The following is a 25,911-nucleotide window of genomic DNA, read 5'->3' as shown; positions in this document are numbered from 1 at the left end:
TCATCCCCTTCATCGCATTCGAGGTGCCCCCTGGCACGACGATCGCCGGGGAGCTCGTCACACGCTCTCCCCGGCGATCGCCGCTGTCCGGAACGTCAGGAGGAGAGACCTCGCCGCTCCTCGGCCCTGCGCAGGCGTTCCGCGAGAGGCACCTGCCCCGGAGGCCTCAGGATGAACTTGTTCTTCATCTCGTCGAAGGCGTCCAGGTAGCACGACACTCGGTCGCCCACCTGGTAGTTGTCGTCATCGTCGATGTAGAGGACATCGATGAGGCCGTCCCGTGACAGGCCCAGGTCCACGATGACTCCCCAGGGGAAAACCGCCGTGGCCTCTCCCTCGACGACGCTCCCCACGAGGCTCATCTCGGCCTCGGGCACCTCATGGTCGGTCATAGCTCGTCCATCACTCTCAGCGGATACGAGTTGAGGAGACCCAACATCTCCTTGGGAATTCCGACTTCGGCGCGCTGAACGCCGTTGTGCGAACCGACGAACTTCTCGAAGTGCTTGTCGAAGTCGGCCCTGGGGATCTTGATCTCCACAACCGTCCCATCGTAGGGACCACGCCCCGCGTAGTCCTCCGCGACGACCAGCCCCTTGTCGCCCAGGCCGAAGTAGGCGTGGCCGTCCGGGTTCTGGCCCTTGCGGCCCGGGTAGTCCTCGGGCTTGAAGCCCTCCTCCTCGATCTTCTTGGTCTTTCCCTTGTACGGAGCCTTGTAGATGTAGACGTTGTCCGGATCGTCGTCCTTCTTCGGCCTCGCGGGCTTGTCGGCGTCCGCCTTCTCGCTCTTCTTCGGGCCGTCGGCCTTCTTGGTCGGCGGGGCCGGCTTGGGCTTGGCCGGCGGAGCCGGCTTGGGCGGGGGCTTGGGCTTGGGGGTGGACGGCGGCGTCACGTTCTCGGCGTTCTTGACGGCGTCCTTGGTCTTGTCGGCCGCCTTGACGGTGTCCGTCGCCACGTCGACCGCGTCCACTGCCTTGTCGACGTACCGCGCGCCCTTCGCCGCGGTCGCACCGTAGCCCGCGATCGGGATCGCCGAGGCGTAGGACAGACCCGCGTCGATGTAGTTGCCCTCGGCCGTGTACCAGACGCCGTTGAGCAGGTCGGCGGGTTCGCCGAAGCCGGGCACCAGGCCCACGACGTCGAGGGCTCCGTGGCCGATCGGGCTGATCCAGGACTCGCCCCAGTACAGGCCCGTCGGGTCCGGGAAGGCCAACGGGTTGTTGCGGCCGTAGGCGTAGGCGTTGAGGTGCTGTGAGTCCGCGAGGTTGAGCATCGGGTCCACGGACACGAAGCGGCCTGCGGCCGGGTCGTACGCGCGTGCGCCGAGCTGGATCAGGCCGGTCGTCGCGTCGGCCGTGCCGCCCACGAACGACTTGTCACCGGGCCACGCGCCCGCCGCCGGCTTGGCACCGCGTACCTCGCCGAAGGGAAGGGTGCGGCGCTGGACGATCGCCGAGTCGGACGCCCTGACGGCGATCTCCGCGGTGCCGTTCTGGCCGCCGACCAGCCAGGTCACGCCGGCGGAGGTGCGCACGGCGATCTGCCGGCCGCCGTGGGAGTAGTAGCGCGTGCCCGACAGGGACTTCTTCTCCGTGTCGAGGCGGATCTCCTGGCTGCCCAGGTACAGCGTGACGGCGCCCTTCTCCTTGCGGAGCAGGCGCTTTCCGTCCGCGCTGTACACGAACGAGGTCTTGTTCGCCTCGTCCAGCGTGTCGCCGGACAGGTACGGGGTGACCGCGCTCAGGCGGCCTTCCTCGTCCCAGTCCAGCTTCTGGTCGACCGCCGGGGAGAGGTCCGTCGCCGCCTTCGTACGGCGGACGGTGTTGCCCGCCTCGTCGTACGCGAACGACTGGGCCGCCGTCGCCTCCTTCGCCGCCGAACCCGACGTCGAGGTGCGCGCCTCCGCCGACTTCAGGGCGTGGGCGTGCGTTCCGCCCTTGGCGTCCTGGGCCTTCGGTACGTACGTCGTCGTCTGTGTGATCGCCGCGTCCCCGGACGTGCCGGTGGCGTGGCGGACCTCCCCGGTTCGGTTGCCCGCCACGTCGTACGCGTAGGAGTGCCAGTACGGCGCCGGGCCGCCGACGGTCGCCTCACCGGCGCTCGCCGCGCAGGCTGTGGCCGTCTGGGTCCACGCCTCGCTCAGACGGCGCAGGTAGTCGTACGTGAAGCACTGGACGTCCGCTGTCTTGCCCTCGGGCGTGTCCGCGACCTTGCGGATGTTGCCGGTGGCGTCGTAGCCGTAGGTGATGTCCGAGTCGGGGTTCTGGACGATCTCCCGGTCGATGCGGGCGCGCTCCAGGCGCCGGGTGCCCTCCTCGTAGGTGTTGGTGAGCCAGGTGTACTTGTCGGCGCTGGCGGTACCCAGCGTGAGCTGGAGGAGTTCGCCGTAGTTGGAGTAGCGGGACTCGCGGGCGTAGTCGGTCGTGTCGCCCACCGTGAAGGACGGCAGTCCGGTCGCCGTGTAGCCGGTGGTGACCGTCTCCGCCGGGAGACCGCCGGCCGCCGGGAGACCGATGTCGTCGGGCGACCCGTCCGGCTTGTACGACGCCGTCGAGGTGTAGGTGCCGGCCAGCTTGCCCTCGGCGGCGGGGATCGTCACCGAGGTCTTCGTCGGGCGGCCCGCCGCGTCATAGGCGTCGACCGAATTCGTGTAGGCGTCGTCGCCCACCCACTTGGTGGCCGAGGCCAGGCGCCCCTTGCCGTTCGGGACGGTGGCGCTGTCGTACTCCCAGGTCGTCAGTTTCTTGTCGCCGTTGTAGAGCGAGCGCTGACGGCCCAGCTTGTCGTAGGTGAAGGTGAGGGTGGTGTCGCGCTGGTTGCGGACCGTCTTCAGCTGGTCGAGGTCGTTGTACGTCATCCAGGACGTGCCGGCGTCCGGGTCGACGGCCCGGGTCTGACGGCCGCGCACGTCGTACTCGAAGGACCAGAGGTTGCCCGACTCGTCCTTGACCTCGGTGACATGGCCCGCGGCGTCGTAGTCGTAGGACGTCGTGTCCGCCGCGCCCGTCGGCGACGAGGCCTTGAACTCGAGGACCTTGGTCTTCTTCCCCTGCGCGTTGGTGTACGTCGCGGTGGGTGTGCCGCCGGCCGGCGGGTCGACCGTCGTGTGGTCACCGTGGTACGTGGTCTTCGTACGCCACTTCTCGGTGCCGGCCACGCGGAAGATCTCGTCCGTCGCCCGCCCCGCCCCGTCGTACACCGTCTCCGTCTCCCGAGGCGTCCCCTCGGAAGCGTCCGCCACGCCCACGAAGGTCGTGCCGACGGCGGCCGAGTTGTAGAAGGGGCCGATCTCGTTGACGGCGAGGCCGCGGGAGTCGTACTCCGTGGTGGTGACGACCCGGCCGGAGTTGGCGGCCGGGGCCTGGGACTGGCGCTCGCGCAGGAGGCCGTCCTGGAGCTGGTGGCTGACCGCGACGGAGCCGTTCGGGAGGAGCGACTTCGTGGTGGTGACGACCGGGCCGTTGTTGCGGACCAGGTAGGAGTACTCCAGGGACGGGGTGTCCCCGGACTTCGCGCGGCCCGGGAGCCAGACCTTCAGCAGGCGGCCCAGGGCGTCGTAGTCCAGGTCGGTGCGCTGCTTGTTGGCGTCGACCGTGGCGGTGACCAGGCCCCAGCGGGGGTCGACCGTCGAGGTCGTCGAGTTGCCCACCGGGTCGGTGACCTTCATGCCGGTCACCGGGCCGCCCGTGGTCGGCGTGTACGACGTCTTCGTCGTGTTGCCCTGCTGGTCGGCGGAGTCGGTGACCCGGCCGTGGGCGTCGTACTTCGCGGTCGACGTCGTCACGTACTGCGGGGTGCCGTCGTCCGTGTAGCCCTTGACCTTCTCGCTGCGGACCACGTCGCCCTTGGTGGGCGTGGTGCCGTAGGTGTCGGGGTCGTCGTACCAGGTGCGGACGTCGGAGATCGCCTCGCCCTTGTAGGACGGGGCGCCGTCGTCGCAGTTGACCGGGACCACCGTCACGCGCTTGAGGAGCGTGAGCAGGTTGGCCTTGGTGTTGCGGTTGTAGCTGTTGGTCGTGCACGTGTCGTCGTCCGGGTCCGACAGGTCACCCGAGTCCGACGAGCGCTCCAGCATGCCGTACGAGTCGTAGAAGTGCTCGATGGCGGCGCGGCGGACCTTGCCGTCGTCGAGGGCGGTGCGGGTCTTCGTCGACTTCACCGCCGCGTACGTCGCCTCGTCGCTGCCCTCGGTGGCCGTGGCGGCCGACTTCCAGGGGGTGCTGACGGCGCCGCTGACCTCGGCGGAGCCGTTGTAGGTGCGCTGTTCCAGCTGGAAGCCCTGGTGGCGGGCGTCGTCGCGGACCTTGGTGCCGTCGGAGGCGGTGACCGTGACGGACTTGGTGCCGCCGGACTCCTTCTCCCGGTCGCCGTCCATGCCCTGGAGGTAGGTGGTCTGGGTGCGCAGCTGCTTGCTGTTCTCGTCACCCGTCTTCACGGTGACCGTGCGGAAGCCGCGCCACTGGTTCCACGTCTTCTTCTTGGTCTTGACGAGCTCGCTCTCGTCGAAGGCCCAGGCGGCGCCCGAGTAGTCGTAGGAGGTGACCTTGTTCGGGCCGGTGACGGTGACCTCGTCCTCGGTGACCGTGTCGACGACGAACTTGTGGAACCAGTCCTCCTTCTCCCCGACCGTGCCCTCCTTCGACCAGAAGGACGGCATGCAGCGCTTGGTGTTGGTCTCGGGGGTGGGCAGGTTCGACGGGGTGCACTCGGTCGGCTTGTAGTTGACCGAGATGGTGCCGCCGGTCTCCGACTGGATGGCCCGGATGCGCCACTTGTACATGGGAAGGCGGTCGTCGGCGCCGGTGTCGACGCGGTTGGCGTCCTGCCGCTCGTAGAAGGTGACCTTCGGGAGCTTGTTCGCGCCGTCCTTGCCGGAGTGGGTGACCGACTCCAGCCACATGGACGGGGAGTGGGTGGTGTCGGCGCTCTGGTACTTGTGCGCCAGCTCCCACTCGTCGACGTCGTCGTACGTCTTGCCGTCCGCCTTCAGGACCTGCGTGGTGACCTTCGTCAGGCGCTTGCGGGAGAAGAAGGTCGGGGACCACTGGTCCTTGCACTCGGTGTCGGAGGTGCAGATCTGCTCGAACGGCACGTCCGGCCAGCGGGTGGCGGTGGACTCCTTCAGGTCGCCCGGCTCACAGTCGGCGGCCGCGCCCTTGCAGCGCTCGGCGGTGTCGAAGACGACCCGGGAGGGAGCGGCGGTGGAGTTCTCCTTGCCCTCCTGCTCGCCGTACTCGACGCGCTTGAGCCAGCCGCCGCGGTCGTAGGAGACGACCTTGTCGCCGCGCACGGTGTCGTACTTGTTGGTCTCGGTGCCGTAGTAGTACGTCATCGTGTTGCCGTGCACGTCGACGACGTAGTCCAGGTTCCAGCGCCAGGTCTGCTGGCAGCGGGACTCCTTGAAGGTGTCCTTGTGGCAGGGCTCGTCCTTGTCGTCGCCGAAGACCGGGACCTCCCAGGAGGAGCCGGTGAACTCGGTGTCGGCGGACTCGCGCTTGCCCTTGCCGAAGTAGTAGCGGGTGCCGTCGGTGGTGGTGACGACCCAGTACTCGTTGTTGTCGTCGTTGTTGAAGCCGCCGGTCCTCCGCTCGACGATCGTGCCGTCGTCCTGCTTCAGACGCCACTCGTCCTTGGCCTTCTTGACCAGCTCACCGGCCCGGCCGCCGAAGTTCATGGTGGCGTTGTCGGAGTGCCAGCACAGGTCGTACTTCTGCGACCCGGCCTCGTCGTGGCCGTCCTCCGTGCAGGAGCGGTACGACCGCTCGATGTAGCCGGCGCTGAGGTCGAAGCCCTCGCCGACCCAGGAGGTCTGGTTGTTGCTGCTGGCGGTACGGCCGTCGGTGGACGCCGAGTTGTAGGCCAGGCCCAGCTGCGGGGACGGGCCCGCGACGGCGGGCGGGACCCGCAGCGGGTACTGCCAGGTGAAGGCGCCGGTCTGGGCGGCGACCTGCCAGGACGCGGAGGGCGCGAGGGAGGTCGCGGTGTAGGACCCGGAGCCGCCGGAGGGCGCGGCGGAGACCGCGAGCAGCGGTGCCTTGGCGCCGGGCGCGGCCGTGACGTCGGCGGTGAGCTTCTGGGCGCGGACGTCGTTGCTGGTACTGAGCGGCGTGACGCCCTGGCAGGCGGCCGCCTTCGGGGTGGCCAGCGCACAGGCGGGCAGCTCGACCAGGCGCAGCCGCTGCGCCCAGTCGCCGCCGTAGGCCTGGGCGAAGGAGGCGTAGTCGACCTGGACGGAGACCTTGCCCGGCTTGGCCTTTGCCTTGGCCGTACGGGCGTTGTCCGCGTCGGTCACCTTCAGCAGCAGGCCGTCGATGCCGGCCTTGCGGGCGGCGGCGTGACCGAGGAGGTCGACCTTGGCGCGGGTCGGTGTGGCGGCCGCGCGGGACTTGGGGGCGGCGATCCGCACGGGGAGGCCGCCGGCGCGGGCGCCGCCGAGGGCCGCGCGGGTCTGGCCCAGGGTGACGGTGGCGCTGCCGGGTTCGGGCCAGGTGGCCTTCGGGGGCTTCGACGCGCCGAATCCGGCGAGGTGCTTGAGCGGGGTGACGTGGCCGGCCTCCTCCACCACGGGGGTGGAGGGCACGTCCTGGGTCTTGGGTCGGCGCTGCTCACGGGCGTCGTCGTCGGCGAGCGCCGGGGCCGCCTGGAGCAGCGTCAGGGTCAGGGCCGCCGACACCGCGGCGGCCAGATGTTTCGCCCATCTTTGGGCGTAATGTCTCCGTGTTGAGCGCATGCGCGCTCCCCTCCCGTTGTGATGTGAAGACCCGGGCGCCCGAAGGGTGTTCGTTCGGGCGCCCGGGAGAGCGGTTCTGGTCAGGAACCGCTAGTCGTTCGCGAGCCGGAAGATCTCCGCGCCCGAGAGCAGGCCGGGGACCACGCGCACGTCGTCGATGTCACCGGCGAAGAAGTCGTGCCAGGCGCCGCCGAACTGGGCGCGGCCGATGTTGAGGCCCTTGGTGGCGTTCCACACGTCGGTGACGGTGGCGCTGCCCTGCTCCTCGCCGTCGACGTAGAGGGTGAACTTGCGGGCGGCCGGGTCGTAACTGCCCGCCAGGTGCGTCCACTTGCCGACCGTGGGCGGCCTCTCGCTGGAAGCCATGGCGCGGATGACGTCGTTGGCGCCGTCCGCGTCGGAGATGTGGCGGCCGAAAATCCAGCGCTTGTAGGCGGTCGAGTAGTAGAGGGTGAAGCCGTTGCCGTTGTTGCCGGCCTGGCTGACCACCGCGATGTTCTCGCTCAGCGAGGTGGGCCGCACCCACGCCGAGACGGTGAACGCCTGCCCGGTGTGCACGACGGAGCCGGTGGTGGCGTAGTCGCTGCTGCCGTTGAAACGCAGCGCCTTGTCGGCGGCGTCGGTGGCGGAGTGGTTGCCCGCGACCCAGTCGGCGCCCTTGACGGTCAGGGTGCGGTCGTGGCCCGAGGTGTCGGGGGCGGTGGTGCCGGAGGTCTGGTCGAGGCCGTAGACGGCGGCGGCGCAGGAGTCGGCGAGGGCGTCTTCGCAGGCGCGGTCGGCGGTGAAGATGTACTTCTCCAGCGGGCCGCGGTTGCCGGCCCGGTCGACGCTGCGCACGTAGAGGACGTTCGGCCCGAAGGTGGACGTCGGTACCTCGATGGTGGCGTTGCCGCCGAGGCTCGCCGGGGTGGCCTTGCGGCCGGGGGTGTCGTTGCCGAGGTCCCACTCGTAGAACTCGACGTCGTTCTTGAAGACGGAGTCGGAGTTGCCGTTGGCGGAGACGGTGAAGTGCCGCTTGGCGCCCACCGGGAGGTTCTCCTCACCGGCCGCCGGCTCCACGAGCGGCTTGGTGTCGGGGCGCTCGGTGTCGACGACGAACTCGCACCAGTCGGACCACTCGGAGTACCCGGAGGCCTCGAGCTTCCCCTTGGAGCCGTCGTAGAGCTGGGCGTGCCACTTGTAGCCGCGGCCGTGTGTGAGCTCGCGGACGGGGATGTTCTCCTCGAACACGCCCTCGTTCTGCGGTCCGTCCTTGCCCTCGTAGACCTTGGGCCGGTCCGCGGCTGTCTCCCAGACGCGGAAGGTGGCGGTGAGGTTCTGGCCGGTGCCGTCGCTGTAGGAGTCGGCGTCGGTGCCGTTGACCGCCATGGTCGGGGTGGCGTCGCGGATCCACGGGCGCTTGGTGTTGTCCGTGGTGCAGGCCTTCTCCTCCGGGTTGCTCAGGCGCTCCTTGGAGGGCTTGCCCGGGGTGGTGTTGTACGTGACGACGAGCTTGGCGTTGTCGCCGCGGAACCGCTTCCAGGAGTTCGGGTCGTCCTCGTCGGCGGCCCGCAGCGAGAAGGCCAGCGGGTCACCGGCGGCCACCTTCTTGCGCACGGTGGAGGTGAGGTTCTCGTTGTTCTCGTCGCCGTTGTCCTGGAAGTCGACCCAGCTGGGCGGCGCGTCGGGGCTGCAGCTGTCGCCGCGCCCGTAGGCCACCGTGCGGTCGACCATCAGGTCGCCGTCCTTGGGCTTGTTGTTCCAGTTGGTGGCCGAGTCGACGCCCGCCGAGTCCACCAGGTGCAGGTTGACGGTGCTCTTGGTGCACGAGAAGGAGAACGTCTCGTAGACCTCGAAGACGGCCTTGGAGATGGTGCGGTTCTTCCACCCGGCGGTGGAGAACTGGAAGTACATGCGGTTGGTGTACGGCGAGGTGCTGCACACGTAGTACGTGCCGCCGATGGTCTTGTACGAGCAGTGGCCGACACCCTCCTCGTCCTTGAACTTGTGGTACTCCGTGCTCGGATGGGAGCTGGAGACGTACAGCCACTCGCTCTTGGACATGCCGGCCTCCGGGTCGAGGTAGACCGGGAAGTCGGTGTCGGCGGACGTCAGCACGGCAGGGTCGGGTACGACGGTGACCGCGTCGGCGGAGACGTCGAGGCCCATGTCGGCGACCTTGGCGGCGGCGTCGGGCGTGTCCTGGACCGGGGCGGCCGTGCCGGAGGCGGCGACCGCGTCGGCCGGGAGCTCACCGGAGGCGGTGGCGGAGTCCCACATCTTGGGTGCCTGGCCGCCGAAGACGCGCTCACCGGAGGCGTCCACCGCCTCCAGGCCACCGGCCGCACCGGCGCCGAGGTCGAGCCCCTCGGTCCGCACGGGCAGGCGAAGCCGCGCGAGTTCGGGGTTGCGGGCCGCCTGGGGGGTCTTCACCTCCAGGACGTACGAGTAGCCGGTGACCGAGGCGCTGGCCAGCAGGTCCACGCCGGGCAGCACCTCGCGGTACTCGGCGGTGTCGCCGTCCAGGACGGGCTCGGGCAGTGGCTTCGGCCAGCGCAGGGTGAAGGACTTCCCGTCCTCGCCGAGGGTGACGAAGTCCTGTGAGCCGCCGGCCGCGAAGGCCAGGTCGACGACGGCGGCCTTCGGCCCGACGGTTCCGTCGGGGCGCCGCTCCAGGGTCGCGTCGGCTGCGTCCCAGCCGCCGTCGGCCCGCTGTACCCGCTGCGGCTGGACGCTGGTCTCACTGGTGAGCGAGCCGTCGGGATTGGCGAAGACGAGTTCGTCCTCGGTGCGTCGCTGAAGGATCTCCACCGGTTCCCCGGTGTCTGCGGCCCGGGCGAACGCGGTCGCCTCGGCTGATGTCGGTCTGGTCTGGGCGGCCTCGGCCGCGCTGGTGACGGCGGGCAGCGCGCCCAGGACGACGGCGCTGCCGAGCAGCACGCCGAACGTCCGGGCAGCACGCGCCCGCCGGAACCAAGGGTTGGTCATGCCCTTGTTCTCCCCCTGAGCTCTCCCCAGAGCTCTTTATGCAATTGATGTGGCCGCTGCGCTTGATGTGGCCATGCGGTAAAGCAGCGGTGGAGGTGAACGTAGGGGACTTTCTTTGCCGGGACAAGTGTCTTTCGGCCAGCGGACCGGGGCCTGTCGGCCTTGACGCTGGTCAGTCCAGGTGCGTCGGCGCGAACATCCGCAGTACGGCCGGGAGGACGACCACCGAAGGCCCGGGTGCGGCCAGCGCCTTCGCCAGGTCCGCCTCCAGGGCCTCCGGGGACGTCCGTACGCCGGGCACACCGAACGACTGGGCCAGCGCCACGTAGTCCGGGCGGGTCAGCTCGGTACCGGTGGTCTCGCCGAAGGTGTCGTTCATGTACGCGCGCAGGATGCCGTAGCCGCCGTCGTCGACGATCAGCCAGGTGACGTTCAGCTCGTACTGCCGGGCCGTCGCCAGCTCGGCGATCGAGTACAGGGCCCCTCCGTCGCCCGACACGGCCAGCACCGGGCGGGTCGGGTCGGCCGCGGCCGCGCCCAGCGCCGCGGGGAAGCCGTAGCCGAGGCCGCCGGCACCCTGGGCGGAGTGCATGTGGTTGGGGCCCTTCGGGTCGAACGCCGACCAGGCCCAGTACGCGAGGATCGTCATGTCCCAGAAGGACGGCGAGTCGGCGGGCAGCGCCCTGCGTACCGACGCCAACACCTGCTGTTCCAGGGTGAGTTCCTGGGCGGCGATACGGTCGGCGACCTTCGCGAGGAGTGCGCGGACGCGCTCCGGCGCCGTCGGGTCCTGCCGCCGGGAGACCGTCTCCAGCAGGGCCTGCAACGCGAGGCGGGCGTCCGCGTGGATACCGAGGGCAGGGTGGTTGGACTCCAGCTTGCCGAGGTCGGCCTCGATCTGGATCACCCGGCCGCGCGGCTTGAACGTGTGGTAGTTCGAGGAGAGTTCGCCGAGGCCCGAGCCGACCACCAGCAGGACGTCGGCGTCCTCCAGGAAGTCAGTGGTGTGGCGGTCTTCCAGCCAGGACTGGAGCGAGAGGGGGTGCTTCCAGGGGAACGCGCCCTTGCCGCCCGGGGTCGTGACGACCGGCGCCTGAAGCGTCTCGGCCAGCTGACGCAGCTTCTTCGACGCGTCCGCCCGTACCACTCCCCCGCCCGCGATGATCGCCGGACGAGCGGCACGGGACAGCAGGTCGGCTGCCACGGCGGTCAGTTCCGGGCGTGGGGGCAGCTCGTCGGGGAAGGCGTCGCCCCCGGTCACGACGGGGATCGACGTCTCGGCCAGCAGGACGTCCTGCGGGATCTCCACCCACACCGGGCCGTGCGGGGCCGTCAGCGCCGACTTCCAGGCCGCCTCGATCGCGGACGGGATCTGGGACTGGGTACGGACGGTGTGAACCGACTTCACCACGCCCCGGAACGAGGCCGCCTGGTCGGGGAGTTCGTGCAGGTAGCCGTGGCGGCCGCCGCCCAGCCCCGCGGTCGGGACCTGGCTGCTGATCGCGAGGACGGGGGCGCTCGCCGCGGCCGCCTCCTGGAGCGCGGCGAGCGAGGTCAGCGCGCCAGGGCCCGTCGACAGCAGCAGCGGCGCCGCCTCACCGGTGACGCGGCCGTACGCGTCCGCCGCGAACCCCGCGTTGTTCTCCACCCGCAGGCCGATGTACCGCAGGTCCGAGCGGCGCAGGGCGTCGAACATGCCCAACGCGTGCTGGCCGGGCAGGCCGAAGACGGTCGTCGCGCCGAGCCCGGCGAGGGTCTCCACGACCAGGTCTCCGCCCCTGCGGCCGGGCGGAGGGTTCAACGCGGCCTCCGTCTGGGCCGGCGTCGGGCGGAGCACCAGGTCGTGGTCGTGAGTCACTTCGCGCGGGCCTCTGCAATCTGGCGGGACATGATCGTGGTCAGTTCGTACGCCGTGTGGGACGCGGCCACCGACGTGATCTCCGCGTGATCGTACGCGGGCGCCACCTCGACGACGTCCGCCGAGACCAGGTTGCAGGACGCCAGACCGCGCAGGATCTCCAGGAGTTCGCGGGAGGTCATGCCACCCGCCTCGGGGGTGCCGGTGCCGGGCGCGTGCGCCGGGTCGAGGCAGTCGATGTCGATGGAGATGTACAGCGGGCGGTCGCCGATGCGCTGCCGCAGCTGGTCGGCGACCTCGTCGGCGCCCCGGCGGTAGACGTCCGCCGAGGTGACGATGCCGAAGCCCATCTTCTCGTCGTCGGTGAGGTCCTGCTTGCCGTACAGCGGGCCGCGGATGCCGACGTGGGAGAGCGCCTCGGTGTCGAGGATGCCCTCCTCGACCGCGCGGCGGAACGGGGTGCCGTGCGTGTACTCGGCGCCGAAGTAGGTGTCCCAGGTGTCGAGGTGGGCGTCGAAGTGGAGCAGGGCGACCGGGCCGTGCTTCTTCGCGACCGACCGCAGCAGGGGCAGCGCGATGGTGTGGTCGCCGCCGAGGGTCATCAGCCGGGCGCCGGTGCCGAGCAGTTCGTCGGCGGCCGCCTCGACGGTCTCCACGGCCTCGTTGATGTTGAACGGGTTGACCGCGATGTCGCCGCCGTCCGCGACCTGGGCGAGGGCGAAGGGGGAGGCGTCCTGCGCCGGGTTGTACGGCCTGAGCAGCCGGGAGGCCTCGCGGATCGCGTTGCCGCCGAAGCGGGCGCCCGGCCGGTAGGAGACCCCCGAGTCGAACGGCACGCCCACCACGGCGACATCGGCGCGGCCGACCTCGTCGAGGCGGGGCAGCCGGGCGAAGGTCGCGGGTCCGGCGTACCGCGGGATGCGCGAGGAGTCGACGGGGCCGCGGGGCGTCTCGTTGCTGCTCATGGTCGTGTGCCTTCTCTCCTACGCTTCATCGCGTATGTACTGCTTCCGGTACGAGACTAGGCGCGCTTTCGGCGGCGCCGACGGGACCTGACCCTAGGTGGCCGGCAAGCGGCTGCGAAGTGTACGTTTCATCCAGGTGACACCCTGAGGCTGGAGGAAACGTCCATCGTGCCGGATCCCGCCGTTCCCCCCACCCCACCGGTGCCTCTCGCCGCGCTGCTGGCCCGCGAGGACCTGGGCCTGCGCCGGATCGCCGGGCCGGCGGACAGGGGCATCGCGATCCACGGTGCGCACACCTCCGAGATGGCCGACCCCTCCCCCTACCTCCTGGGCGGCGAACTGCTGCTGACCGCCGGGGCGCACATCCCGCAGGCGGCGGGGCCAGGGCCCTCCTTCGACTTCGACTTCGACTTCGGCTTCGACGACTACGTCTCCCGGATCGTCGCGGCGGGCGGCGCGGCCCTCGGCTTCGGGCTCACCCCGGTGCACGACAGCGTGCCGCGCGCCCTGGTGGCGGCCTGCGACACGCACGGGCTGCCGCTCCTGGAGGTCCCGCCCCGCACGACCTTCTCGGGCGTGGCCCGCGCGGTCTGGCAACTGATGGCCCAGGCCCGCCACGCCGAGCTGCGCCGCGTCACGGAGGCCCAGCAGAGCCTGGCCGCCGCGGCCTCCCGCCCCGACCCGGTCCCCTCGGTCCTCGGCCAACTGGCCCAGCGGGTCGGCGGCTGGGCGGCGCTGTACGGCCCCGAGGGCACGGAGATCGCCACGGCGGGGCGGGCACCGGAGGAGGCGGTGAGCGCGGCGCTGCTGGAGCTGACGTCAGTGGTCCGGCCGACGCCTCCGACCGGCAGCCCCGCCCAGCAGCCGGCCACCGTCAGCCGCACCACTCCCCCGCCCGCCCCCACCCCCTCCTCCGCCACCGACACCGTCGCCGGCGCCCGGCTCGCCGCCTACGCCCTCGGTGCCGGGCAGGGCTTCGTACTCGGCGTCGCGGTGCCCGGGCGGGAGGCCGGGGACCACACGATCGCGTCGGTCGCCGCCGTCCTGCTCTCCCTCCTCACCGGGGAACAGCAGAGCGGTCCCGGGGCGGCGCGTTCGTCGGCGTTGGTGCGGCTGCTGCTGGGCGGTACGCCGGAGGAGGTGGCCCCGCTGCTGGGCGGCGGGCGGTGGACGGTCGTGCACGCCGCTCCCCACGGCCGGCCCCTCGACGCGGTCGCCGCGTCCGCGCTGGGCGCCGCTCTGGGCTCGTCGCTGGTCGACCTGGCGGCGGACGTCGTGCGCGTCCTCGTACCGAAGGGGCGGGAGGTGGACGCGCAGGCCGGCTGGACGCTGGGTGTGAGCGCTCCGGCCGGCCCCGGTGACTGGCCCGTCGCCGACTCCCAGGCGGCCCGGGCCCTGGCACGCGCCCGGGCCACCCGCACGCCGCTGGTCCGGCACGGCGGGCGCCCCGCCCTCGCCGAACTGGTCCCGCCGGACGCGGCCGAGACGCACGCCCGCGCCCTCCTCGCCCCGGTCACCGCGGGCAGCCCCGCCCTCGCCGAGACCCTGCGTGCCTGGCTGTCGCTGCACGGCAGCTGGGACCGTACGGCGGTGGCGCTGTCGGTGCACCGCAACACCGTGCGGCAGCGGATCGCCCGGTGCGCGGCGCTGCTCGACGCCGACCTGGACGACCCGGACGTACGCATGGAGTTGTGGTTCGCGCTGGGGCGGTTGTAGATCATGGCGTGACGCACGTCCCAGCGTGCGGGACGTCGGGTGTGCGCACAGAGCGCTGCCTCACAATGGACGCATGCCGATACCCGGGACACCCAGCCGCGCCGAGCTCGTCGACCACCTCGTGAGGACCCGTATCGCGGGCGCTGTCGCCACGCCGCGTGAGAACAACCTCTCCCACTACCGCAAGCTGGCGAACGGCGACCGCAAGTACTGGCTCGGCCTGGAGCTCGGCGACCGCTGGAGCGACGAGCAGGACGTGCTCGCGGTGATGGCGGAGCGGGCCGGCGTCAACGACGACCCCGAGCACCGGTACGGCCAGGACACCATCGACCCCGAGCTGACCCTCGCGGCCCTGGAGCGGCTGGCGGGCCGGCTCCGCAAGGCGGCCGACGGCCGGCAGCGGGTCCTCTTCGCGACGGGCCACCCGGGCAGCCTGCTCGACGTGCACCGCGCCACGGCCGCCGCCCTGCGCACGGCCGGCTGCGAGATCGTGGTGATCCCGGAAGGGCTGCAGACGGACGAGGGGTATGTCTGGCAGCTCGCGGACGTGGCGGTCCTGGCCCACGGCGCCAGCCTCTGGCACACCCACTCCGGCGAGCCCATGAAGGCCATCCTCACCGCACTGGAGCGCGAGGGCCGCCCCCTGCCCGACCTGGTCGTCGCCGACCACGGCTGGGCGGGCTACGCGGGACAGCACGGCGTCGACTCCGTCGGCTACGCCGACTGCAACGACCCGGCGCTGTTCCTCGCCGAGGCGGAGGGGACCGTGCAGGTGACGGTCCCCCTCGACGACCATGTACTCAGCCCGCGCCACTACGACCCGATGACGGCGTACCTCCTGGCGGAGGCGGGTCTCACCGAGGAGTGATCTCCGAGACGTGATCAGCGCGGGACGCGGACCACGCCCTCCTGGATCACCGAGATGGCGAGCTTGCCGTCCTGCGTGTAGATGCGGGCCTGGCCCAGGCCCCGGCCGCCGTGGGCCGTCGGCGACTCCTGGTCGTACAGGAGCCACTCGTCGGCGCGGAACGGCCGGTGGAACCACATCGCGTGGTCCAGGGACGCCCCGACGACGTCACCCACGGCCCAGCCACCGCGCCCGTGCGCGAGCAGGACCGAGTCGAGCAGGGTCATGTCGGAGACGTACGTGGCGAGGACGACGTGCAGCAGGGGTTCGTCAACAGAACCGCCGAGCTTGCCGTTGGTGCGGAACCACACCTGGGAGTGCGGCTCGCGCGGCTCGCCGAACTTCCCGTACGGCGGCTCGTCGGCGTAGCGCAGGTCGATGGCCTCGCGGGTCTCCAGGAACTTCTCCACCACCGCCGCGTCGAGGTGGTCGTAGCCGCGCAGCCGTTCCTCGGAGGTGGGCAGCGTGGCCGGGTCCGGGGAGGGCGGAACGGGCGTCTGGTGGTCGAGGCCGTCCTCGTACGTCTGGAACGACGCGGACAGGGTGAAGATCGGCCTGCCGTGCTGGACCGCGACGGCCCGGCGCGTGGTGAAGGAGCGGCCGTCGCGGATGCGCTCGACGTTGTAGACGATGGGCGCGCCCGGGTCGCCCATGCGCAGGAAGTACGCGTGGAGGGAGTGGGCGTGCCGGTCCGGGGGGACCGTACGCCCGGCGGCGACCAGCGCCTGGGCCGCGACCTGCCCGCCGAAGACGCGCGGGACGACGGCGGACCGGGACTGGCCGCGGAAGATGTTCTCCTCGATCTGCTCGAGGTCGAGCAGATCGAGGAGATCCTGAAGTGCCTGGCTCATGGCGTCCAGTTGTATCGGCCGGCGATTGCGGGCGGCTTACAGGCCCATGTCCTTGGCGATGATCGACTTCATGATCTCGCTGGTGCCGCCGTAGATGCGGTTGACGCGGTTGTCCGCGTACAGGCGGGCGATCGGGTACTCGTTCATGAAGCCGTAGCCGCCGTGCAGCTGGAGGCAGCGGTCGATGACGCGGTGGGCGACCTCGGTGCAGAACAGCTTGGCGCTGGCGGCTTCGGCGGGGGTCAGCTCACCGGCGTCGAGGGCCTCCGTGGCGCGGTCGGCGACGGCCTCGGCGGCGTCCACCTCGGCCTGACAGGCGGCCAGCTCGAACTTGGTGTTCTGGAAGTGGGCGACAGGCTTGCCGAACACCACCCGCTCCTGCACGTACTGCTTGGCGAACCGGACGGCGGCCTTGGCCTGGGCGTAGGCGCCGTAGGCGATGCCCCAGCGCTCGGAGGCCAGGTTGTGGCCGAGGTAGTAGAAGCCCTTGTTCTCCTCGCCGAGGAGGTCCTCGACGGGGACCTTGACGTCGACGAACGCCAGCTCGGCGGTGTCGGAGGTCTTCAGGCCGAGCTTGTCGAGCTTGCGGCCGACGGAGTAGCCCTCGGCCTTGGTGTCCACGACGAAGAGGGAGATGCCGTGGCGGCGGTCCTCGGCGGTGGGCGCGGAGGTGCGGGCGCAGACGATCATGCGGTCGGCGTGCACGCCACCGGTGATGAAGGTCTTGGAGCCGTTGAGGACGTAGTGCGTGCCGTCCTCGGAGAGCTTGGCGGTGCTCTTCATGCCCGCGAGGTCGGAGCCGGTGCCCGGCTCGGTCATCGCGATCGCCCACATCTCCTCACCGGAGACGAACTTCGGCAGGTAGCGCTTCTTCTGCTCGTCGGTGGCGAGGAGCTTGATGTAGGGCAGGCCGAGCAGGACGTGCACGCCGGAGCCGCCGAAGGAGACACCCGCGCGGGCGGTCTCCTCGTAGAGGATGGCCTCGAACTTGTAGGAGTCGATGCCGGCGCCGCCGTACTCCTCGTCGACGCGGATACCGAAGACGCCGAGGTCGGCGAGCTTGTAGTAGAAGTCGCGCGGCGCCTGGCCGGCGGCGAACCACTCGTCGTAGACGGGGACGACCTCGGCCTCGATGAAGGCCCGGAGGGTCTCCCGGAACGCCTCGTGATCCTCGTTGAACACCGTACGGCGCACCGTCGCCACCCTTCTTTGCGCCTAAACCGGCGCCGCTCTCGCGTACCTGGTTGCTCGCCGTGGGACTTGCTCAATTGATGGTTGCCGTCCCGTCGGCTAAGCGCTTGCTCATATCCACCGTACCGGCGGGTAGGAAGAGCGTCCAGGGTGAGGCAGGGGTAACGCTCGTCACGCCCCCGCCGCCGCCAACGCGCCTCGCGCCATGCGGTGCAGGAGCTCGGCGGTGGCGCCGCGGCCCGGGAGTGAACCGGCGCGGCCGAGGTGGGGGGTGGAGTTGAGCAGGCCGAAGACGGAGTGCACGGCCGAGCGGGCCGCGGGTTCACCCAGGTCGGGGTACACCTCGCGGACGACCTCCACCCACAGCTCGACGTACTGCCGCTGGAGCTGTCGGACCAGCTTGCGGTCACTGTCCCGGAGGCGGTCCAGCTCGCGGTCGTGCAGGGTGATGAGGGGACGGTCGTCGAGCGCGAAGTCGATGTGCCCCTCGATGAGCGAGTCGAGGACCTCCCCGGGAGCCACCCCGTCGGCCTCCTCCAGCCGCTGCTTCGCCCCCGTCAGCAGCTGACCGGAGATGCCCACGAGCAGCTCGGCGAGCATCGCGTCCTTGCCCGGGAAGTGCCGGTACAGGCCAGGGCCGCTGATGCCGACCGCGGCTCCTATCTCGTCGACCCCGACGCCGTGGAAGCCGCGCTCGGCGAAGAGCCGGGCGGCCTCCTTGAGGATCTGCTCACGGCGGGTGGGGGCATCGGTCCGGGTGCTCATGAAGACAATTCTAGACAGGGAGGTTAGCGGTCGTTAACCTGAAGGAAATGCGTTAACGCTCATTAACAAAGTGAGGGGCCGCAGGATGCACCAGGCACCGGAGCTTCAGAGCGCGGCCGATCCCGCGTCGGAGGTCTGGCGGGCCAACGAGGAGGCGCACCGCGCGCTGGTCGAGGAGCTGCGCGGCAAGCTGGCCGCGGCCCGCCTCGGCGGCGGCGAGAAGGCCCGCGCCCGCCACACCGCGCGCGGCAAGCTGCTCCCGCGCGACCGCGTGGACACCCTTCTGGACCCGGGCTCGCCGTTCCTGGAGCTGGCGCCCCTGGCCGCCGACGGGATGTACGAGGGGCAGGCCCCGGCCGCCGGGGTCATCGCCGGGATCGGGCGGGTCAGCGGCCGCGCGTGTGTGATCGTCGCCAACGACGCCACCGTCAAGGGCGGCACGTACTACCCGATGACGGTGAAGAAGCACCTGCGCGCGCAGGAGGTGGCCCTGGAGAACCGGCTGCCGTGCGTGTACCTCGTGGACTCAGGCGGGGCGTTCCTGCCGATGCAGGACGAGGTCTTCCCCGACCGCGAGCACTTCGGGCGGATCTTCTACAACCAGGCCCGCATGTCGGGCGCCGGCATCCCGCAGATCGCGGCCGTGCTCGGCTCCTGCACGGCCGGCGGGGCGTACGTCCCGGCGATGAGCGACGAGGCCGTGATCGTCCGCAACCAGGGCACGATCTTCCTCGGCGGCCCGCCCCTGGTGAAGGCCGCCACCGGCGAGGTCGTCACCGCCGAGGAGCTCGGCGGCGGCGAGGTCCACTCGCGTGTGTCGGGCGTGACGGACCATCTCGCGGAGGACGACGCGCACGCGCTGCGGATCGTGCGGGACATCGTCGCCACGCTCCCCGCGCGCGGGGAGCTGCCCTGGGAGGTCACCGCGGCCGTCGAGCCGAAGGTCGACCCACACGGGCTGTACGGCGCGGTGCCGGTCGACTCCCGCACCCCCTACGACGTGCGCGAGATCATCGCGCGCGTGGTCGACGGCTCCCGGTTCGCCGAGTTCAAGGCCGAGTTCGGCCAGACCCTCGTCACCGGCTTCGCCCGCATCCACGGCCACCCGGTCGGGATCGTCGCCAACAACGGCATCCTGTTCTCCGAGTCGGCCCAGAAGGGCGCCCACTTCATCGAGCTGTGCGACCAGCGCGGGATCCCGCTGGTGTTCCTGCAGAACATCTCCGGCTTCATGGTCGGCCGGGACTACGAGGCCGGTGGCATCGCCAAGCACGGCGCCAAGATGGTCACCGCCGTGGCGTGCACGCGCGTGCCGAAGCTGACCGTCGTCGTCGGCGGCTCGTACGGCGCGGGCAACTACTCGATGTGCGGTCGGGCGTACTCGCCGCGCTTCCTGTGGATGTGGCCGGGCGCGAAGATCTCCGTGATGGGCGGCGAGCAGGCCGCCTCCGTCCTCGCGACCGTCAAGCGGGACCAGTTGGAGGCGCGCGGGGAGTCCTGGCCCCTGGAGGAGGAAGAGGCGTTCAAGGCGCCGATCCGCGCGCAGTACGAGCGCCAGGGCAACGCCTACTACGCGACCGCCCGCCTCTGGGACGACGGCGTGATCGACCCGCTGGAGACCCGGCAGGTGCTGGGCCTGGCCTTGACCGCGTGCGCGAACGCCCCACTGGGTGACCCCCAGTTCGGCGTCTTCCGGATGTGAGGGACCTGATGACGATGTTCGACACAGTGCTTGTGGCCAACCGGGGCGAGATCGCCGTCCGCGTCATCCGGACGCTGCGGTCGATGGGCGTGCGCTCGGTGGCCGTCTTCTCCGACGCCGACGCCGACGCCCGGCACGTCCGGGAAGCCGACACGGCGGTACGGATCGGTCCGGCGCCCGCAGCCGAGAGCTATCTGTCGGTCGAGCGGCTCCTGGAGGCGGCGGCGCGCACGGGCGCGCAGGCGGTGCACCCCGGATACGGCTTCCTCGCCGAGAACGCCGGCTTCGCGCGTGCGTGCGCCGAGGCGGGGCTGGTGTTCATAGGGCCGCCCGCGGAGGCGATCGCCCTGATGGGCGACAAGATTCGCGCCAAGGAGACGGTGCGGGCGGCCGGGGTGCCGGTGGTGCCCGGCGGCCGCGACCCCGAGTTGGCCGAGGCGGCTCGTGAGCTCGGGGCGCCTGTGCTGCTCAAGCCCTCGGCGGGCGGCGGCGGCAAGGGCATGCGCCTGGTGCGGGACCTGACCCTGCTGGAGGACGAGATCGCCGCCGCCCGCCGCGAGGCCCGCGCCTCCTTCGGCGACGACACCCTCCTCGTCGAGCGGTGGGTCGACCGGCCCCGGCACATCGAGATCCAGGTCCTGGCGGACGGCCATGGCAACGTCGTCCACCTGGGCGAGCGCGAGTGCTCCCTCCAGCGGCGCCACCAGAAGGTCATCGAGGAGGCGCCCTCAGTTCTCCTCGACGGGCGCACGCGCGCGGCGATGGGCGAGGCGGCGGTCCAGGCGGCCCGCTCCTGCGGCTACCGGGGCGCTGGCACGGTGGAGTTCATCGTCCCCGGCGGCGACCCGTCCTCGTACTACTTCATGGAGATGAACACCCGCCTCCAGGTGGAGCACCCGGTGACCGAGCTGGTCACGGGACTGGACCTGGTGGAGTGGCAGCTGCGGGTGGCGGCGGGCGAGCGCCTGTCCTTCGGGCAGGACGACATCGGGCTCACCGGGCACGCGATCGAGGCCCGCATCTGCGCCGAGGACCCCTCGCGCGGGTTCCTGCCGTCGGGCGGCACGGTGCTGCGGCTCCGCGAACCCCAGGGCGACGGCGTCCGCACCGACTCCGGGCTCAGCGAGGGCACCGAGGTGGGCAGCCTGTACGACCCGATGCTGTCCAAGGTGATCGCGTACGGCCCCGACCGCGCGACCGCGCTCAGGAAGCTCCGGGCGGCCCTCGCGGAGACGGTCACGCTGGGGGTGCAGACCAACGCGGGCTTCCTGCGCAGGCTGCTGGCCCACCCCGCCGTCGTCTCCGGGGAGTTGGACACGGGTCTGGTCGAGCGCGAGGTGGAGGGGCTCGTCGCCACCGACGTACCGGACGAGGTGTACGAGGCGGCCGCGGCCGTACGGCTGGAGGCGCTGCGGCCTCGCGGTGACGGCTGGACCGACCCGTTCTCGGTGCCGAGCGGTTGGCGGCTCGGGGGTGAGCCCCGGCCCGTCGGGTTCCACCTGCGGGTGCAGGACCCGGTGGAGTACGTGCCCCAGGGCACCCACACCGTCACCGACGACCGGGTCTCCGTCACCCTCGACGGCGTCCGCCACACCTTCCACCGAGCCGCCGACTGGCTCGGCCGTGATGGCGACGCCTGGCATGTGCGCGACCACGATCCCGTGGCCGCGTCCCTGAACCGGGCCGCGCACGCGGGCGCCGACTCGCTGACCGCGCCCATGCCGGGGACGGTGACCGTGGTGAAGGTGGCCGTCGGGGACGAGGTGACCGCCGGTCAGAGCCTGCTGGTGGTGGAGGCGATGAAGATGGAGCACGTCATCTCCGCCCCGCACGCGGGCACGGTCACCGAGCTGGACGTGACACCGGGCACGACCGTCGCCATGGACCAGGTACTGGCGGTCATCGCCCCGGTGGAAGCCGCGGAGGAGGAGAAATGACGCTCCCCATGGTCGTACCGGCCCCGGGCCTGCCCCCGCGCGTCCGCATCCACGAGGTGGGCCCCCGTGACGGCCTGCAGAACGAGAAGTCGGCGGTCCCGACCGAGGTCAAGGCCGAGTTCATCCGCCGGCTGGCCGAGGCGGGCCTGACGACCATCGAGGCCACCAGCTTCGTCCACCCCAAGTGGGTACCCCAACTGGCCGACGCCGAGCAGTTGTTCCCGGCCGTCAGCGAGCTGCCCGTCGCGCTGCCGGTCCTGGTGCCGAACGAGCGCGGCCTGGACCGGGCCCTGGCGCTCGGGGCGCGACGCGTCGCCGTCTTCGCCAGCGCCACCGAGTCCTTCGCGAAGGCCAACCTCAACCGCACGGTGGACGAGGCGCTCGCGATGTTCGAGCCGGTGGTGGCCCGGGCGAAGGCCGAGGGCGTCCATGTGCGCGGCTACCTCTCGATGTGCTTCGGCGACCCGTGGGAGGGCCCGGTCCCCGTCGCCCAGGTGGTGCGGGTCTGCGCGGCCCTGAGCGACATGGGCTGCGACGAGCTGAGCCTCGGCGACACGATCGGCGTCGCGACCCCGGGGCATGTGAGCGCCCTGCTCACCGCGCTCGGCGAACGGGGTGTCCCGGTCGGCGCGTTGGGCGTGCACTTCCACGACACCTACGGCCAGGCGCTCGCCAACACCGCGGCCGCCCTCCAGCACGGCGTCACCACCGTCGACGCCTCCGCCGGCGGACTCGGCGGCTGTCCGTACGCCAAGTCCGCCACCGGCAACCTCGCCACCGAAGACCTCGTGTGGATGCTTCAGGGTCTCGGCATCGACACCGGAGTCGACCTCGGCCGTCTCGTCGCCACCAGCGTGTGGATGGCCGACCAACTGGGCCGACCCAGCCCGTCCAGAACCGTCCGAGCCCTGTCCCACGAGGACGCCCAGGACACCGAGGAGCACTGATCCCGATGGACTTCCGACTCTCCCCCGAACTGGAAGAACTCCGCCGCACGGTCGAGGAGTTCGCGCACGACGTGGTGGCGCCCAAGATCGGCGACTTCTACGAGCGGCACGAGTTCCCGTACGAGATCGTCCGCGAGATGGGCCGCATGGGCCTGTTCGGGCTGCCGTTCCCGGAGGAGTACGGCGGCATGGGCGGCGACTATCTGGCCCTTGGTGTGGCCCTGGAGGAGCTGGCCCGGGTCGACTCCTCGGTGGCGATCACGCTGGAGGCGGGTGTCTCGCTGGGCGCGATGCCGATCCACCTGTTCGGCACGGAGGAGCAGAAGCGTCAGTGGCTGCCGCGGCTGTGCACCGGTGAGATCCTGGGCGCCTTCGGCCTCACGGAGCCGGACGGCGGCAGCGACGCCGGAGCCACCCGGACGACGGCCCGCCTTGACGCGCAGACGAACGAGTGGGTGATCAACGGCACGAAGTGCTTCATCACCAACTCGGGCACGGACATCACGGGGCTGGTGACGGTCACGGCCGTCACCGGACGCAAGCCGGACGGCAGGCCGCTGATCTCCGCGATCATCGTCCCCTCGGGCACGCCCGGGTTCACGGTGGCGCCGCCGTACTCGAAGGTCGGCTGGAACGCCTCGGACACCCGTGAGCTGTCCTTCGACGACGTGCGGGTCCCGGCGGCCAACCTGCTGGGTGAGCAGGGCCGCGGCTACGCCCAGTTCCTGCGGATCCTGGACGAGGGCCGTATCGCCATCGCGGCGCTCGGCACGGGCCTCGCGCAGGGCTGTGTGGACGAGTCGGTGAAGTACGCGAAGGAACGCCAGGCCTTCGGGCGGCCCATCGGCGCCAACCAGGCCATCCAGTTCAAGATCGCCGACATGGAGATGAAGGCCCACACGGCCCGCCTCGCCTGGCGTGACGCGGCCTCACGTCTGGTATCCGGCGAGCCGTTCAAGAAGGAGGCGGCGGTCGCCAAGCTGTACTCGTCGACGGTCGCCGTGGACAACGCCCGTGACGCCACGCAGATCCACGGCGGGTACGGCTTCATGAACGAGTACCCGGTGGCCCGTATGTGGCGCGACTCCAAGATCCTGGAGATCGGCGAGGGCACGAGCGAGGTGCAGCGGATGCTGATCGCACGGGAGCTGGGCCTGACGAGCTGACCCACACAGGGCGTTCACAGTTTCGAACGGGAGGCCCCCCGCCCCCTGGACAAGCAGTGAGGTTAGGCTAACCTACCTTCGAACTTGTCCGGCGGGCGATCCGCCCCGTTCGAAAGCAGTCATACCCATGTTCAACGCCCGTGCCACCCACCTCACTCGTCGCGGCGTCCTCGCCGCGGGCGGTGCCGTCGGCCTCGGTGCCGTGCTCGCAGCCTGTGGTGACGAAGACAAGAAAAGCGGCGCCGCGGGCAAGGGCGGGACGGCGGCCGCGAAGTCCGGCCCCTTCTCCTTCAAGGACGACCGCGGCCAGACCGTGAAGGCCGACAAGACCCCGTCGAGCATCGTCGCGTTCACGGGTGTCGCCGCCGCGCTGTACGACTACGGCGTCCAGGTCAAGGGCGTCTTCGGTCCGACGAAGACGACGGCCGGCAAGGCCGACGTCCAGGCCGGCGACATGGACATCAGCAAGGTGGAGATCCTCGGCAACGTCTGGGGCGAGTTCAACGTCGAGAAGTACGCGGCCCTCGCGCCCGACCTCCTCGTCTCCACGATGTTCGACGACGCGGGCACGCTCTGGTACGTGCCGGAGGAGTCGAAGAAGAAGATCGAGGCCGTGGGCGCGCCGAGCATCGGCATCTCCGTCTACGACCGCCAGCTGACCGAGCCGCTGCAGCGCATGCAGGAGCTCGCCGAGTCGCTTGGCGCCGACGTGACGTCCTCCAAGGTCACCGACGCGAAGAAGCGGTTCGAGGACGCGGCCGCACGGCTGCGGGCCGCGGCCAAGGCCAAGCCCGACATCAAGGTTCTGGCGGGGTCGGCGAGCCAGGAGCTGTTCTACGTCTCCGGGACCAACCTCTCCATCGACCTGGAGTACTTCAAGGCGCTCGGCGTGAACTTCGTCGAGCCGCCGGAGTCCGCGAAGAAGCAGGGTGGTGGCTGGTTCGAGTCGCTGAGCTGGGAGAACGTCGACAAGTACGGGGCGGACATCATCATGATGGACAACCGGACGTCGGCCATTCAGCCTGCGGACATCGCCGAGGCGACGTGGAAGAAGCTGCCTGCGGTGAAGGCGGGGCAGGTCATTGCGCGCAATCCCGAGCCGATTCTGTCTTACGACAAGTGTGTGCCGCTGCTTGAGGCTCTCGCCGAGGCGCTGGAGAAGGCGAAGAAGGTCAGCTGAGCGAGCGGGTGAGCTGCGGGTCCGTTGTGGCTGGGCGCGCCCGCGCGGCGAAGCCGCACATCGATACAGCCCCGCGCCCCTGGGTCAGTTGCAGTCCCCCACGTTTCAGGAGTCCCGTTGACTACTGCCGTAGCCGCTCCGTTCCGGTTCTTCTCCCTGCAGGTCGTTCGGACTCGGCGGCTCGGGCCGTCTCTTGTCCGGGTTACGTTCACCGGGGAAGACCTGCAGTACTTCTTCTCCGACGGACGTGATCAGTCGCTGTCCCTCTTCCTGCCGCATCCGGGGCAGCGGGAGCCGCGGGTGCCGTTGGAGCTCGGGGACGGGTGGTGGCAGGGGTGGCGTGAACTGCCGGACGACGTGCGGGCCGTGATGCGGTCGTACACCCTGCGGGCGCTGCGGCGGGACCCGGACGAGATCGACATCGACTTCGTGCTGCACACTCCGGCGGGGCCCGCCTCGCGGTGGGCCGCGCAGGCGAGTGCCGGGGACCGGGTGTTGCTGCTCGGGCCCGCCATCGCCGACAACCGGGCGATCCGGTTCCGGCCGCCGGAGGACGCCGATCTGGTGGTGCTCTGGGGTGACGCGTCTGCGTTGCCCGCCGTCTCGGCGATCCTCGAATCCCTCCCGGCCGGGCAGCGTGTGCGCGCCTGGCTGGAGGTGCATGACCCCGGGGACATCCAGGACCTGCCGACGGAGGCGGACGCGGAGATCACCTGGCTGGTCGAGGACGAGACCCGCGGCGAGGGATCCCCCATGGCCCTCGCCGCGCTCCAGGAGACCCAACTGCCGTACGCCGCACACCCGTACGTCTGGATCGCGGGTGAGTCCGGCTGTGTGAAGGCGCTGCGTCGGCACTTCGTCGGTGAGCGCGGGATCGACCGGCGGCGGGTCACGTTCGTCGGGTACTGGCGACGGGGCCTGACGGAGGAACAGCTGCGCGTGCAGGAGTGACACGTGGATTCAACTTAGGTTAGGCTTACCTAAGTTTCAGCCGAGGCCTGGCCCTCGCCTGGCTCCCCCACGGACCGT

General features: G+C 70.8%; 16 protein-coding genes. 8 read left to right on the top strand and 8 right to left on the bottom strand.

The features are described from left to right. Positions 1–95: 95 nt before the first annotated feature. From AC067M_RS27580 to speB, 5 genes are all read right to left on the bottom strand, one after another. Positions 96–392 (bottom strand): S1 RNA-binding domain-containing protein, encoded by a 297-nt coding sequence (locus AC067M_RS27580; RefSeq protein WP_478699718.1) that lies wholly within the window; start codon positions 390–392, stop codon positions 96–98. Further along, a complete protein-coding gene (locus AC067M_RS27575; protein ID WP_478699717.1) occupies positions 389–6,730 on the bottom strand; it encodes an RHS repeat-associated core domain-containing protein in 6,342 nt (2,113 codons plus the stop codon). Before AC067M_RS27575 ends, AC067M_RS27580 begins: the two co-directional genes overlap by 4 nt. A gap of 90 nt (positions 6,731–6,820) precedes the next feature. After that, positions 6,821–9,697 carry a LamG-like jellyroll fold domain-containing protein gene (locus AC067M_RS27570; protein ID WP_478699716.1) on the bottom strand — a complete coding sequence of 959 codons (2,877 nt, stop codon included), beginning with the start codon at positions 9,695–9,697 and terminating at the stop codon, positions 6,821–6,823. A gap of 172 nt (positions 9,698–9,869) precedes the next feature. After that, a complete protein-coding gene (locus AC067M_RS27565) occupies positions 9,870–11,555 on the bottom strand; it encodes a thiamine pyrophosphate-binding protein (RefSeq protein WP_478699715.1) in 1,686 nt (561 codons plus the stop codon). Further along, the gene (gene speB / locus AC067M_RS27560; protein ID WP_478699714.1) at positions 11,552–12,520 is read right to left on the bottom strand and encodes an agmatinase; all 969 of its coding nucleotides are present in this window, start codon (positions 12,518–12,520) and stop codon (positions 11,552–11,554) included. Before speB ends, AC067M_RS27565 begins: the two co-directional genes overlap by 4 nt. A gap of 168 nt (positions 12,521–12,688) precedes the next feature. Between speB and AC067M_RS27555 the strand changes: the two genes are divergently transcribed. Further along, positions 12,689–14,236 (top strand): helix-turn-helix domain-containing protein, encoded by a 1,548-nt coding sequence (locus AC067M_RS27555; protein ID WP_478699713.1) that lies wholly within the window; start codon positions 12,689–12,691, stop codon positions 14,234–14,236. A gap of 73 nt (positions 14,237–14,309) precedes the next feature. After that, positions 14,310–15,104: a phosphatase gene (locus tag AC067M_RS27550; RefSeq protein ID WP_478699712.1), complete on the top strand. Its 795-nt coding sequence runs from the start codon at positions 14,310–14,312 to the stop codon at positions 15,102–15,104. A 14-nt stretch (positions 15,105–15,118) separates the two neighbouring features. Here AC067M_RS27550 and AC067M_RS27545 read toward each other — a convergent pair whose 3' ends face one another. The 3 genes from AC067M_RS27545 to AC067M_RS27535 form a co-directional block, all read right to left on the bottom strand. Continuing rightward, positions 15,119–15,994: an acyl-CoA thioesterase gene (locus AC067M_RS27545; protein ID WP_478699711.1), complete on the bottom strand. Its 876-nt coding sequence runs from the start codon at positions 15,992–15,994 to the stop codon at positions 15,119–15,121. A gap of 36 nt (positions 15,995–16,030) precedes the next feature. Continuing rightward, positions 16,031–17,188: an acyl-CoA dehydrogenase family protein gene (locus tag AC067M_RS27540; RefSeq protein WP_478699710.1), complete on the bottom strand. Its 1,158-nt coding sequence runs from the start codon at positions 17,186–17,188 to the stop codon at positions 16,031–16,033. Between the two features lie 168 nt (positions 17,189–17,356). After that, entirely contained in the window at positions 17,357–17,950 is a 594-nt protein-coding gene (locus AC067M_RS27535) for an SACE_7040 family transcriptional regulator (protein ID WP_478699709.1), read from the bottom strand. An 85-nt stretch (positions 17,951–18,035) separates the two neighbouring features. Between AC067M_RS27535 and AC067M_RS27530 the strand changes: the two genes are divergently transcribed. The 6 genes from AC067M_RS27530 to AC067M_RS27505 all read left to right on the top strand — a co-directional run bounded on the left by AC067M_RS27530 (position 18,036) and on the right by AC067M_RS27505 (position 25,833). Further along, the gene (locus AC067M_RS27530) at positions 18,036–19,652 is read left to right on the top strand and encodes a carboxyl transferase domain-containing protein (protein WP_478699708.1); all 1,617 of its coding nucleotides are present in this window, start codon (positions 18,036–18,038) and stop codon (positions 19,650–19,652) included. Positions 19,653–19,666: 14 nt separating this feature from the next. Continuing rightward, a complete protein-coding gene (locus tag AC067M_RS27525) occupies positions 19,667–21,589 on the top strand; it encodes an acetyl/propionyl/methylcrotonyl-CoA carboxylase subunit alpha (RefSeq protein WP_478699707.1) in 1,923 nt (640 codons plus the stop codon). Beyond that, positions 21,586–22,536: a hydroxymethylglutaryl-CoA lyase gene (locus AC067M_RS27520; RefSeq protein WP_478699706.1), complete on the top strand. Its 951-nt coding sequence runs from the start codon at positions 21,586–21,588 to the stop codon at positions 22,534–22,536. Before AC067M_RS27525 ends, AC067M_RS27520 begins: the two co-directional genes overlap by 4 nt. A 5-nt stretch (positions 22,537–22,541) precedes the next feature. Next, positions 22,542–23,702, top strand: a complete 1,161-nt coding sequence (locus tag AC067M_RS27515; RefSeq protein WP_478699705.1) for an acyl-CoA dehydrogenase family protein — start codon at positions 22,542–22,544, stop codon at positions 23,700–23,702. 127 nt (positions 23,703–23,829) lie between these two features. After that, positions 23,830–24,882, top strand: a complete 1,053-nt coding sequence (locus AC067M_RS27510; RefSeq protein ID WP_478699704.1) for an ABC transporter substrate-binding protein — start codon at positions 23,830–23,832, stop codon at positions 24,880–24,882. Positions 24,883–24,999: 117 nt separating this feature from the next. Next, positions 25,000–25,833 (top strand): siderophore-interacting protein, encoded by an 834-nt coding sequence (locus AC067M_RS27505; protein WP_478699703.1) that lies wholly within the window; start codon positions 25,000–25,002, stop codon positions 25,831–25,833. Positions 25,834–25,911: the final 78 nt, after the last annotated feature.

This window comes from Streptomyces sp. NPDC043427, from assembly GCF_056436655.1.
The sequence above is the reverse complement of the archived record's forward strand: the minus strand, read 5'-3'. Positions and strand labels throughout refer to the sequence as shown.